Annotated in this window: 3 protein-coding genes, 25 tRNA genes and 3 rRNA genes; all 31 read right to left on the reverse strand. The window is 46.4% G+C overall.

Annotated elements, in window-relative coordinates; translation table 11 throughout:
* Window positions 1–345: 345 nt before the first annotated feature.
* Window positions 346–417, reverse strand: a tRNA-Glu gene (locus IGL24_RS14145).
* Window positions 418–437: 20 nt separating this feature from the next.
* A tRNA-Ile gene (locus IGL24_RS14150) sits at window positions 438–511 on the reverse strand.
* An 11-nt stretch (window positions 512–522) separates the two neighbouring features.
* Window positions 523–593 (reverse strand) — tRNA-Gly (locus tag IGL24_RS14155).
* A 4-nt stretch (window positions 594–597) separates the two neighbouring features.
* Window positions 598–670, reverse strand: a tRNA-Phe gene (locus IGL24_RS14160).
* A 3-nt stretch (window positions 671–673) separates the two neighbouring features.
* A tRNA-Asp gene (locus tag IGL24_RS14165) sits at window positions 674–746 on the reverse strand.
* An 18-nt stretch (window positions 747–764) separates the two neighbouring features.
* Window positions 765–838 (reverse strand) — tRNA-Met (locus tag IGL24_RS14170).
* A 12-nt stretch (window positions 839–850) separates the two neighbouring features.
* A tRNA-Ser gene (locus tag IGL24_RS14175) sits at window positions 851–940 on the reverse strand.
* Between the two features lie 13 nt (window positions 941–953).
* Window positions 954–1,025 (reverse strand) — tRNA-Glu (locus IGL24_RS14180).
* A gap of 14 nt (window positions 1,026–1,039) precedes the next feature.
* Window positions 1,040–1,127 (reverse strand) — tRNA-Ser (locus IGL24_RS14185).
* 24 nt (window positions 1,128–1,151) lie between these two features.
* A tRNA-Ile gene (locus IGL24_RS14190) sits at window positions 1,152–1,225 on the reverse strand.
* 12 nt (window positions 1,226–1,237) lie between these two features.
* A tRNA-Gly gene (locus IGL24_RS14195) sits at window positions 1,238–1,308 on the reverse strand.
* Window position 1,309: 1 nt separating this feature from the next.
* Window positions 1,310–1,385: transfer RNA gene (locus IGL24_RS14200), tRNA-Asp, on the reverse strand.
* Window positions 1,386–1,403: 18 nt separating this feature from the next.
* A tRNA-Met gene (locus IGL24_RS14205) sits at window positions 1,404–1,477 on the reverse strand.
* A 12-nt stretch (window positions 1,478–1,489) separates the two neighbouring features.
* A tRNA-Ser gene (locus tag IGL24_RS14210) sits at window positions 1,490–1,579 on the reverse strand.
* A gap of 23 nt (window positions 1,580–1,602) precedes the next feature.
* Window positions 1,603–1,676: transfer RNA gene (locus tag IGL24_RS14215), tRNA-Ile, on the reverse strand.
* 14 nt (window positions 1,677–1,690) lie between these two features.
* Window positions 1,691–1,764: transfer RNA gene (locus IGL24_RS14220), tRNA-Met, on the reverse strand.
* Between the two features lie 29 nt (window positions 1,765–1,793).
* Window positions 1,794–1,866 (reverse strand) — tRNA-Ala (locus IGL24_RS14225).
* 17 nt (window positions 1,867–1,883) lie between these two features.
* Window positions 1,884–1,957: transfer RNA gene (locus tag IGL24_RS14230), tRNA-Pro, on the reverse strand.
* A gap of 9 nt (window positions 1,958–1,966) precedes the next feature.
* Window positions 1,967–2,040: transfer RNA gene (locus IGL24_RS14235), tRNA-Arg, on the reverse strand.
* A 10-nt stretch (window positions 2,041–2,050) separates the two neighbouring features.
* Window positions 2,051–2,136 (reverse strand) — tRNA-Leu (locus IGL24_RS14240).
* A gap of 24 nt (window positions 2,137–2,160) precedes the next feature.
* A tRNA-Gly gene (locus tag IGL24_RS14245) sits at window positions 2,161–2,232 on the reverse strand.
* Window positions 2,233–2,242: 10 nt separating this feature from the next.
* A tRNA-Thr gene (locus IGL24_RS14250) sits at window positions 2,243–2,315 on the reverse strand.
* A 26-nt stretch (window positions 2,316–2,341) separates the two neighbouring features.
* A tRNA-Leu gene (locus tag IGL24_RS14255) sits at window positions 2,342–2,423 on the reverse strand.
* Between the two features lie 7 nt (window positions 2,424–2,430).
* Window positions 2,431–2,503 (reverse strand) — tRNA-Lys (locus IGL24_RS14260).
* 3 nt (window positions 2,504–2,506) lie between these two features.
* Window positions 2,507–2,579: transfer RNA gene (locus IGL24_RS14265), tRNA-Val, on the reverse strand.
* A 12-nt stretch (window positions 2,580–2,591) separates the two neighbouring features.
* Window positions 2,592–2,707, reverse strand: a 5S ribosomal RNA gene (gene rrf / locus IGL24_RS14270).
* An 89-nt stretch (window positions 2,708–2,796) separates the two neighbouring features.
* A 23S ribosomal RNA gene (locus IGL24_RS14275) occupies window positions 2,797–5,711 on the reverse strand.
* Between the two features lie 231 nt (window positions 5,712–5,942).
* Window positions 5,943–7,502, reverse strand: a 16S ribosomal RNA gene (locus IGL24_RS14280).
* Together the 16S, 23S and 5S rRNA genes with 25 tRNA genes alongside form the textbook arrangement of a ribosomal RNA operon.
* An 872-nt stretch (window positions 7,503–8,374) precedes the next feature.
* Window positions 8,375–9,871 (reverse strand): lysine--tRNA ligase, encoded by a 1,497-nt coding sequence (gene lysS, locus IGL24_RS14285; RefSeq protein ID WP_207699496.1) that lies wholly within the window; start codon window positions 9,869–9,871, stop codon window positions 8,375–8,377.
* A gap of 115 nt (window positions 9,872–9,986) precedes the next feature.
* A complete protein-coding gene (gene dusB / locus IGL24_RS14290; protein WP_207699495.1) occupies window positions 9,987–10,985 on the reverse strand; it encodes a tRNA dihydrouridine synthase DusB in 999 nt (332 codons plus the stop codon).
* Entirely contained in the window at window positions 10,986–11,873 is an 888-nt protein-coding gene (gene hslO / locus IGL24_RS14295; protein WP_207699494.1) for an Hsp33 family molecular chaperone HslO, read from the reverse strand.
* Between the last annotated feature and the right edge of the window lie 31 nt (window positions 11,874–11,904).

Consider the following 11,904-nt stretch of genomic DNA (forward strand, 5'->3'; position numbering starts at 1 on the left):
CACGAAAAAATTACTCATTTATAACATTAAAAATAGGGATAGTAAAAATTTACAGTAGAGAAATAAGGGAAAGAGATTCAATAGAAAAACAAAATAAAAAATTCCCTGCTTGAAAAAATATGATGGGAACGTAACTTCCGCATTTCAAGTTTATGTTTACTGAAATATTCTGATAGAAAAACAAAAAATTCCTTCTAGCTAAGTGTTTTATTTAGTTTTATATATCCGCTGATTTGGAAAAGCTAAAAAAGCATACATCTAAGAACTGCCTTAGCTGTATGCTTTGTGAACATGTCTTTGCAATTTTTAGCACAAAAAAAAGATACTTACTTGAAGTATCTTCGATGACCCGTACGGGATTCGAACCCGTGTTACCGCCGTGAAAGGGCGGTGTCTTAACCGCTTGACCAACGGGCCAGTGAATAATATGAAACTAATGGGCCTAAATGGACTCGAACCATCGACCTCACGCTTATCAGGCGTGCGCTCTAACCAGCTGAGCTATAGGCCCCTAAAAACTAAAGCGGGTGACGAGAATCGAACTCGCGACAACAGCTTGGAAGGCTGTGGTTTTACCACTAAACTACACCCGCAGTATGGCGCGGGACAGAATCGAACTGCCGACACATGGAGCTTCAATCCATTGCTCTACCAACTGAGCTACCGAGCCAAACGGTTCCGACGGGAATCGAACCCGCGATCTCCTGCGTGACAGGCAGGCATGTTAACCCCTACACCACGGAACCAATGTTTTTAGTTTTTAATTGCGGGAGCAGGATTTGAACCTACGACCTTCGGGTTATGAGCCCGACGAGCTACCAGACTGCTCCATCCCGCGATAATATGAAAAAGGAGGATAAGGGATTCGAACCCTTGCACGGTTTTACCCGCCTGACGGTTTTCAAGACCGTTCCCTTCAGCCGGACTTGGGTAATCCTCCAATATAAAGCTAATGACCCGTACGGGATTCGAACCCGTGTTACCGCCGTGAAAGGGCGGTGTCTTAACCGCTTGACCAACGGGCCAGATAAAAATGAAACGGAGAAGGAGGGATTTGAACCCTCGCGCCGGTTTCCCGACCTACACCCTTAGCAGGGGCGCCTCTTCAGCCACTTGAGTACTTCCCCAAAACCATTAAGATTTTGAATAAATGGGCCTAAATGGACTCGAACCATCGACCTCACGCTTATCAGGCGTGCGCTCTAACCAGCTGAGCTATAGGCCCATAAAAACTAAAAGCGGGTGACGAGAATCGAACTCGCGACAACAGCTTGGAAGGCTGTGGTTTTACCACTAAACTACACCCGCGTGGCGGTCCCGACGGGAATCGAACCCGCGATCTCCTGCGTGACAGGCAGGCATGTTAACCCCTACACCACGGAACCAATGTTTTTAGTTTTTAATTGCGGGAGCAGGATTTGAACCTACGACCTTCGGGTTATGAGCCCGACGAGCTACCAGACTGCTCCATCCCGCGATAATATGAAAAAGGAGGATAAGGGATTCGAACCCTTGCACGGTTTTACCCGCCTGACGGTTTTCAAGACCGTTCCCTTCAGCCGGACTTGGGTAATCCTCCAGTATGAAAATACAACGTCGCTATGGACCTTGTAGGACTCGAACCTACGACCGGACGGTTATGAGCCGTCTGCTCTAACCAACTGAGCTAAAGGTCCAGGCTCTTAAATAATCGCGGCGGAGGGGATCGAACCCCCGACCTCCCGGGTATGAACCGGACGCTCTAGCCAGCTGAGCTACACCGCGAAGAAAAAGTATTCATTATTTAAATGAAATGGAGCCTAGCGGGATCGAACCGCTGACCTCCTGCGTGCAAAGCAGGCGCTCTCCCAGCTGAGCTAAGGCCCCTTAAAACTATTTACTAATCGGGAAGACAGGATTCGAACCTGCGACCCCTTGGTCCCAAACCAAGTGCTCTACCAAGCTGAGCTACTTCCCGTAAAACTAACGCGCCCAAGAGGAGTCGAACCCCTAACCTTTTGATCCGTAGTCAAACACTCTATCCAATTGAGCTATGGGCGCATATTTGTAATGCCGAGGACCGGAATCGAACCGGTACGGTGATCACTCACCGCAGGATTTTAAGTCCTGTGCGTCTGCCAGTTCCGCCACCCCGGCGCGTAGTACGTAGTACTTTGGCAAAGCGGAAAACGGGGTTCGAACCCGCGACCCCCACCTTGGCAAGGTGGTGCTCTACCACTGAGCTATTTCCGCGTATTTACGATGCCGGCTAAAGGACTTGAACCCTCGACCCTCTGATTACAAATCAGATGCTCTACCAACTGAGCTAAGCCGGCGTAAAAAAATAGAAACAATCATATAATGCGGGTGAAGGGACTTGAACCCCCACGCCGTAAGGCGCTAGATCCTAAATCTAGTGCGTCTGCCAATTCCGCCACACCCGCAAAAATATGAGCCGTACAGGGCTCGAACCTGTGACCCTCTGATTAAAAGTCAGATGCTCTACCAACTGAGCTAACGGCTCATATGGAGGTTAACGGGATCGAACCGCTGACCCTCTGCTTGTAAGGCAGATGCTCTCCCAGCTGAGCTAAACCTCCAAAGATAACAAAGCGCGGCGGCGTCCTACTCTCACAAGGGGCAACCCCTCACTACAATCGGCGCTAAGAAGCTTAACTTCTGTGTTCGGCATGGTTACAGGTGTATCCTTCTCGCCATCGCCACCACACTTGGTGTTATCTATTTCTGAGTAAATCTTGTTCACTCAAAACTGGATTTGAAGTATTTGTAAGAAACTCTCCGAGTTTTTAATTTTATTTGGTTAAGTCCTCGATCGATTAGTATCAGTCCGCTCCATACATCACTGTACTTCCACTTCTGACCTATCTACCTGATCATCTCTCAGGGATCTTACTTTCTTAAAGAAATGGGAAATCTCATCTTGAGGTGGGCTTCACACTTAGATGCTTTCAGCGTTTATCCCTTCCCTACATAGCTACCCAGCAATGCTCTTGGCAGAACAACTGGTACACCAGCGGTAAGTCCATCCCGGTCCTCTCGTACTAAGGACAGCTCCTCTCAAATTTCCAACGCCCGCGACGGATAGGGACCGAACTGTCTCACGACGTTCTGAACCCAGCTCGCGTGCCGCTTTAATGGGCGAACAGCCCAACCCTTGGGACCGACTACAGCCCCAGGATGCGACGAGCCGACATCGAGGTGCCAAACCTCCCCGTCGATGTGGACTCTTGGGGGAGATAAGCCTGTTATCCCCAGGGTAGCTTTTATCCGTTGAGCGATGGCCCTTCCATGCGGAACCACCGGATCACTAAGCCCGACTTTCGTCCCTGCTCGACTTGTAGGTCTCGCAGTCAAGCTCCCTTCTGCCTTTACACTCTTCGAATGATTTCCAACCATTCTGAGGGAACCTTTGGGCGCCTCCGTTACTCTTTAGGAGGCGACCGCCCCAGTCAAACTGCCCATCTGACACTGTCTCCCACCACGATCAGTGGTGCGGGTTAGAGTGGCCATAACGCAGGGGTAGTATCCCACCAGCGCCTCCATCGAAACTAGCGTTCCGATTTCTACGGCTCCTACCTATCCTGTACATGCGGTACAGACACTCAATATCAAACTACAGTAAAGCTCCATGGGGTCTTTCCGTCCTGTCGCGGGTAACCTGCATCTTCACAGGTACTAAAATTTCACCGAGTCTCTCGTTGAGACAGTGCCCAAATCGTTACGCCTTTCGTGCGGGTCGGAACTTACCCGACAAGGAATTTCGCTACCTTAGGACCGTTATAGTTACGGCCGCCGTTTACTGGGGCTTCAATTCGTACCTTCGCTTACGCTAAGCACTCCTCTTAACCTTCCAGCACCGGGCAGGCGTCAGCCCCTATACTTCATCTTACGATTTTGCAGAGACCTGTGTTTTTGATAAACAGTCGCTTGGGCCTATTCACTGCGGCTGATCTGACGATCAGCACCCCTTCTCCCGAAGTTACGGGGTCATTTTGCCGAGTTCCTTAACGAGAGTTCTCTCGCTCACCTTAGGATTCTCTCCTCGACTACCTGTGTCGGTTTGCGGTACGGGTCATTGTTTTCTCACTAGAAGCTTTTCTCGGCAGTGTGACGTCAGGAACTTCGGTACTATTATTTCCCTCCCCATCACAGCTTGTCCTTAAAGTTAGAAGCATTTGACTCCTATCAAGACTTACTGCTTGGACAGACATTTCCGATCGTCTGCATTCCTTAGCCTCCTGCGTCCCTCCATTGCTCAAACAAAAACAACGAGTACAGGAATATCAACCTGTTGTCCATCGCCTACGCCTGTCGGCCTCGGCTTAGGTCCCGACTAACCCTGGGCGGACGAGCCTTCCCCAGGAAACCTTAGTCATTCGGTGGACAGGATTCTCACCTGTCTTTCGCTACTCATACCGGCATTCTCACTTCTAAGCGCTCCAGCAGTCCTCACGATCTACCTTCAACGCCCTTAGAACGCTCTCCTACCAATACACCTAAAGGTGTACTCCACAGCTTCGGTAATATGTTTAGCCCCGGTACATTTTCGGCGCAGGGTCACTCGACTAGTGAGCTATTACGCACTCTTTAAATGGTGGCTGCTTCTAAGCCAACATCCTAGTTGTCTGTGCAACCCCACATCCTTTTCCACTTAACATATATTTTGGGACCTTAGCTGGTGGTCTGGGCTGTTTCCCTTTCGACTATGGATCTTATCACTCACAGTCTGACTCCCGGATATGAATGAATGGCATTCGGAGTTTATCTGAATTCGGTAACCCGAGATGGGCCCCTAGTCCAAACAGTGCTCTACCTCCATCATTCTCAATTCCGAGGCTAGCCCTAAAGCTATTTCGGAGAGAACCAGCTATCTCCAAGTTCGTTTGGAATTTCTCCGCTACCCACACCTCATCCCCGCACTTTTCAACGTACGTGGGTTCGGTCCTCCAGTGCGTTTTACCGCACCTTCAACCTGGACATGGGTAGATCACATGGTTTCGGGTCTACGACTACATACTCAAACGCCCTATTCAGACTCGCTTTCGCTGCGGCTCCGTCTCTTCAACTTAACCTCGCATGCAATCGTAACTCGCCGGTTCATTCTACAAAAGGCACGCCATCACCCATTAACGGGCTTTGACTTGTTGTAGGCACACGGTTTCAGGTTCTATTTCACTCCCCTTCCGGGGTGCTTTTCACCTTTCCCTCACGGTACTGGTTCACTATCGGTCACTAGGGAGTATTTAGCCTTGGGAGATGGTCCTCCCGGATTCCGACGGAATTCCTCGTGTTCCGCCGTACTCAGGATCCTCCTAGGTGCCTTCCAAATTTCGTCTACGGGGCTTTCACCCTCTTTGACTGACTTTTCCAAGTCATTCGACTATCTGAAAGAACTACCAGATCGGAGTCCTACAACCCCAATGAGCAAGCTCATTGGTTTGGGCTTTTCCCGTTTCGCTCGCCGCTACTCAGGGAATCGAATTTTCTTTCTCTTCCTGCAGGTACTTAGATGTTTCAGTTCTCTGCGTCTACCTCGTATACGCTATGTATTCACGTATACGTAACATCCTATAAAAGATGCTGGGTTCCCCCATTCGGAAATCTCTGGATCATAGCTTACGTACAGCTCCCCAAAGCATATCGGTGTTAGTCCCGTCCTTCATCGGCTCCTAGTGCCAAGGCATCCACCGTGCGCCCTTATTCACTTAACCTTATCAACCTTACGGTTGGGTTTTGATCTTTCTTCTAGCGATAGAAGTCCAATCAAGAAAAATAAGCAATTGAACTTATTAAAAAACTCATTCAACGCGGTGTTCTCGGTTTGTATTGCTTACATTTTTACTTCAATATCCAGTTTTCAATGAACAAAAGTTTTGAGAGTAGACCTCTCAAAACTGAACAAAGTATCGACAAACGTGTGTAGTCTCCGTAATATTCCTTAGAAAGGAGGTGATCCAGCCGCACCTTCCGATACGGCTACCTTGTTACGACTTCACCCCAATCATCTATCCCACCTTAGGCGGCTGGCTCCAAAAGGTTACCTCACCGACTTCGGGTGTTACAAACTCTCGTGGTGTGACGGGCGGTGTGTACAAGGCCCGGGAACGTATTCACCGCGGCGTGCTGATCCGCGATTACTAGCGATTCCGGCTTCATGTAGGCGAGTTGCAGCCTACAATCCGAACTGAGAGAAGCTTTAAGAGATTAGCTTAGCCTCGCGACTTCGCGACTCGTTGTACTTCCCATTGTAGCACGTGTGTAGCCCAGGTCATAAGGGGCATGATGATTTGACGTCATCCCCACCTTCCTCCGGTTTGTCACCGGCAGTCTTGCTAGAGTGCCCAACTAAATGATGGCAACTAACAATAAGGGTTGCGCTCGTTGCGGGACTTAACCCAACATCTCACGACACGAGCTGACGACAACCATGCACCACCTGTCACTTTGCCCCCGAAGGGGAAGCTCTATCTCTAGAGTGGTCAAAGGATGTCAAGACCTGGTAAGGTTCTTCGCGTTGCTTCGAATTAAACCACATGCTCCACCGCTTGTGCGGGCCCCCGTCAATTCCTTTGAGTTTCAACCTTGCGGTCGTACTCCCCAGGCGGAGTGCTTAATGCGTTAGCTGCAGCACTGAAGGGCGGAAACCCTCCAACACTTAGCACTCATCGTTTACGGCGTGGACTACCAGGGTATCTAATCCTGTTTGCTCCCCACGCTTTCGAGCCTCAGCGTCAGTTACAGACCAGAGAGCCGCCTTCGCCACTGGTGTTCCTCCATATATCTACGCATTTCACCGCTACACATGGAATTCCACTCTCCTCTTCTGCACTCAAGTCTCCCAGTTTCCAATGACCCTCCCCGGTTGAGCCGGGGGCTTTCACATCAGACTTAAGAAACCGCCTGCGCTCGCTTTACGCCCAATAAATCCGGACAACGCTTGCCACCTACGTATTACCGCGGCTGCTGGCACGTAGTTAGCCGTGGCTTTCTGGTTAGATACCGTCAAGGGGTGAACAGTTACTCTCACCCTTGTTCTTCTCTAACAACAGAGTTTTACGATCCGAAAACCTTCTTCACTCACGCGGCGTTGCTCGGTCAGACTTTCGTCCATTGCCGAAGATTCCCTACTGCTGCCTCCCGTAGGAGTTTGGGCCGTGTCTCAGTCCCAATGTGGCCGATCACCCTCTCAGGTCGGCTATGCATCGTGGCCTTGGTGAGCCGTTACCTCACCAACTAGCTAATGCACCGCGGGTCCATCCATCAGCGGCACCGTAAAGCGCCTTTCAAACCGAAACCATGCGGTTTCGATTGTTATACGGTATTAGCACCTGTTTCCAAGTGTTATCCCCTTCTGATGGGCAGGTTACCCACGTGTTACTCACCCGTTCGCCACTCCTCTTTTTCCGGTGGAGCAAGCTCCGGTGGAAAAAGAAGCGTTCGACTTGCATGTATTAGGCACGCCGCCAGCGTTCGTCCTGAGCCAGGATCAAACTCTCATAATAAAAGTTAGAACAATCTTTCGATTGTTAAGCTCAATTTGTTTGCTAGCATATTGCTTGCTTGTTAAAAATGTTTGTTGTCTTGAATTGATCAAGACGCCCTACACATTTGGTTTGTCTTACTTTGTTCAGTTTTCAAAGGTCTACATGATAAATGAAACACAACTGTTTCGTTTATCGTTTGTGATTGCCGTAGCAACTTTTATATCTTAGCAAACTCTCGATTGATTGTCAACTATTTTTTAAAAGTTTTTCGCACTCGTTATCCACGAGACCGTTTCAGCAACTCACTTATCATAACTTATCGTTTGTTATTTGTCAACAACTTTTTTTGTTTTTTCCTTTATGAAATCAACGTTTAGCTATTGCCGTTCACAAGCGACTCGGTTATCTTATCATGTGTTGAACCACACGTCAAGAACTTTTTTATGATCATTCAGAAGTTAATCAACTTAACTTTTGAACAAATAATAATATACCAACTAAAATCTTATTGGTCAACGAATTTTTTTGTGTTTTTCTAAGTTTTTTCGTTATACGATTGTTGTGCTTGTTCACGCTAATCATCGTTCGCTTTTACAGCATTCAAAAGATGATATAGACCTCAATCTCCTTCGATCATTCGGCATTGTAATTCTGTTAGCTTATTGCAAATAGATTCCATTTCCCCATGGTGACGTTTTTTTTATTTTAAAGACATCATACGTTCAATACGAAACAATATTTTTCATTCTATTTACGACAACTTCCCCATCGAAAAATCTACTTTCTTTAGCCTTAAAAAAAATAAACCGGTGCTATCCAGAAATAAAATCATTTCTAAATAGCACCGGTTTGATTTTTTGAATTTGATATTCCTTAGCCTAGTTACAGATTTAACGCATAGTTGGGAATAACAATACGTCACGAATCGATTGCGCATCCGTCAACAACATTACTAGACGGTCAATTCCGATACCTAGTCCGCCGGTTGGTGGCATACCGTATTCTAATGCTTCTAAGAAGTCTTCATCTAATCCATGTGCTTCATCATTTCCAAGCTCACGTTCTTTTTCTTGTGCTTCAAAACGTTCTCTTTGGTCGATTGGATCATTCAACTCAGTAAAGGCATTCGCAAATTCTTTTCCTGTGATGAATAATTCGAAACGATCTGTAAAACGTGGGTCTTCTGGATTTTTCTTTGCTAACGGAGAAACTTCTACTGGATGTCCATAGACAAACGTAGGTTGCACTAATGTCTCTTCGACAAACGCTTCAAAGAACTCATTGATGACGTGACCGACACCCATTGCTTCCGTCACTTCAACTTGATGTTCTTTTGCAATTGCTAGTGCTTCTTCTAATGTCATTTCTTTCCAGAAATCAACACCAGTATGTTCTTTGATCGCATCGACCATATGCACACGTTTGAAATCACTCTCTAAGTCAACCGCTTGACCTGCGTAAGTGATTTTAGCTGTTCCTAGTACTTTTTCAGCGGCATTGCGAATGATCCCTTCTGTCAAGTTCATCACATCTTGGAAATCAGTATAGGCAGTATATGCTTCAAGCATCGTAAATTCAGGGTTGTGCGTCGTATCGATTCCTTCATTACGGAAGACGCGGCCGATTTCATAAACTTTTTCCATACCACCTACGATCAGACGTTTTAAATGAAGCTCTAATGCAATACGTAGATATAGATCCATGTCTAACGCATTATGATGCGTGATAAACGGACGTGCTGCTGCGCCACCAGCTTCATTGTGTAAGACTGGTGTTTCGACTTCGATATAGCCATTACCGTCTAAATAACGACGGATCTCGCTGATGATTTGACTACGTTTCATGAAGCGGTCAAAACTTTCTCTGTTACTTACTAAATCAAGGTAACGTTGTCTGTATCGTTGTTCAATGTTCGTCAAGCCATGATATTTATCTGGTAACGGACGAAGTGCTTTTGATAAGATGACGATTTCAGAGGCTTTGATCGATACCTCACCTGTATCAGTTTTCATGATTTCACCAGTTACACCGAAGAAATCTCCTAAGTCGGCGTGCTTGAATACTTCATAAGCTTCGTCACCCACTCGGTCTTTACGGACGTAGATTTGGATTTGGCCTTCTCTGTCTTGGAGATGAGCAAAGCCAGCTTTTCCTTTTCCACGGCGTGTCATCATACGACCAGCAACGCTAGCTGTCAATGCCATTTCCGCTAATTCTTCTTTTGTACGTGGATCAAATAGTTCGTGCAATTCTTGTGAGTTATGCGTACGTTCAAATCGCTTACCAAATGGATCGATCCCATTCTCTCTCAATTGCTCCATTTTTTCACGACGAACAATCATTTGATCGTTTAAATCTTCTAATTGATTTTGTTGTTCCTCAGTCACAAAAGTTCCTCCATTCTCATCTTATTCTCTTCCTTATAATGCCAATGAAACGAAAAAAAAGCAAGCCGAACTTGACGTTTCGGCTTGAATTTCACAAAAAACTTAGAATGACTTCCTATGATTGAAGTGATAATTTTTCGCTTTTTTCAACTAATTGATCCAGCAGTCCATTGATTTCATGCTGTTTTTCTGTCTTGTTGATCGCTAATTTGATTTTCGCTGCACGCGAGACACCTTTTAGATAGTAAGAAGCATGTGTACGAAATTCACGACAGGCGATCGTTTCTCCTTTTAGATCAACTAAACGTTCTAGATGTAGTTTCGCCGTGGCGATCTTTTCACGTGCTGTTGGCTCAGGAATCAGTTCTCCAGTTTCTAGGTAATGTTGTGTGCGGTGGATCATCCACGGATTCCCTAACGCCGCTCGTCCGATCATCACACCATCTGCACCTACATACTCCAACATGCGTTTCGCATCCTCTGGCGTTTTCACATCACCATTCCCCATAAATGGGATCGTTAATTGCTTTTTGACTTCTTTCAATACTTCCCAATTGGCTTTCCCCTCATACATTTGTACGCGAGTACGTCCGTGCATGGCTACTGCACCGGCACCTGCGGCTTGAGCAGCTAATGCGTTCTCAACAGCGAAGACATGCTCCTCGTCCCAGCCAATACGCATTTTTACAGTAACTGGTACATCGACTGCTGAAGCAACCGCATGGACCATTTCATAGACTTTATCAGGATCTAATAACCACTTCGCACCTGCTTCTGCTTTAATGATTTTATTGACTGGACATCCCATGTTGATATCAATGATGTCTGCTGTAGTATGCTTCTCAACAAATTGTGCTGCTTCTACCAACGTGTCTTTATTCCCACCAAATATTTGTAGACTTAACGGATGTTCTGTCTCGTCGATATGGAGCATTTCCAATGTTTTTTTGTTGCGGAAATGGATGCCTTGGTCACTGATCATCTCACAAACCACCATACCTGCCCCAAATTCTTTGACGGTTACACGAAAAGCAGCGTTCGTGATTCCTGCCATAGGAGCGACAACGACACGGTTTGGGATTTCAACATTACCGATTTTCCATGTGTGATCCACTTAGATTCCTCCTAAGGCTTCTGCCTTCAATGATGCTAGTTCTTGTTCTGAGTAGGTATATTTATTATTACAAAATGAGCAAACTGCTTCTGCACCATGATCTTCATCGATCATTGATTGGATTTCCGTTGCCCCTAATGCGATGATTGCTTCGCTAAATTTTTCTTTGGAGCAATCACATTTGAACTGCACAGGCATTTTTTCTAACACTTGCAGCTCGTCTGTCCCTAACAACCCTTGCAAGATTTCTTCAGGCGTCAAACCTTCATCTAAAAGGGTAGAGATACGTGGCGTTGTTTTTAATTGTTCCTCGATTTTCGCAATCGTTTCTTCGTCTGCCCCTGGCATGATCTGGATCATAAACCCGCCGGCTGTTTTGATGCTATCGTCTGTATTGACCAATACACTCAATCCTACTGCTGATGGGATTTGTTCTGAAATTGCTAAATAGTACGTAAAATCTTCGGCTAGTTCCCCAGAAACAATCGGTGTTTGACCTGAGAAAGGTTCTTTCAATCCTAAATCTTTCGTTACACTGAACATCCCTTGTGTTCCCACTGCCCCACGTACGTCGATTTTTCCTTCTGCATTTAGCGGTAAACTTAGATGCGGATTGTTGATATAGCCTTTGACATCCCCTTTACCATTCGCATCAACAACGATTCCATTCGCTGGGCCGTCTCCTTGGATACGCACGGTCAACTTATCTTCTCCTTTAACGGTAGCTCCTAGAAGCAGACTGCCGACTAATGCACGACCTAATGCTGCTGATGATGTATGCCAAGTATCATGACGTTTTTGTGCCTCTGAAACAGTATTGGTTGCACGAACGGCATATGCGCGAACAAAGCCATCACTGGCTAACGCCTTTACTAAATAATCTTCCATTTGTATGTACCTCATTTCCCGATTTTAAAAC

The organism is Enterococcus sp. DIV2371 (genome assembly GCF_050498525.1).
Classification (GTDB): Bacteria; Bacillota; Bacilli; order Lactobacillales; family Enterococcaceae; genus Enterococcus_B; species Enterococcus_B mangumiae.

Excerpts from the sequence above, each read along its gene's own strand:
- hslO (WP_207699494.1), bottom strand. The coding sequence starts at position 11,873 with ATGGAAGATTATTTAGTAAAGGCGTTAGCCAGTGATGGCTTTGTTCGC.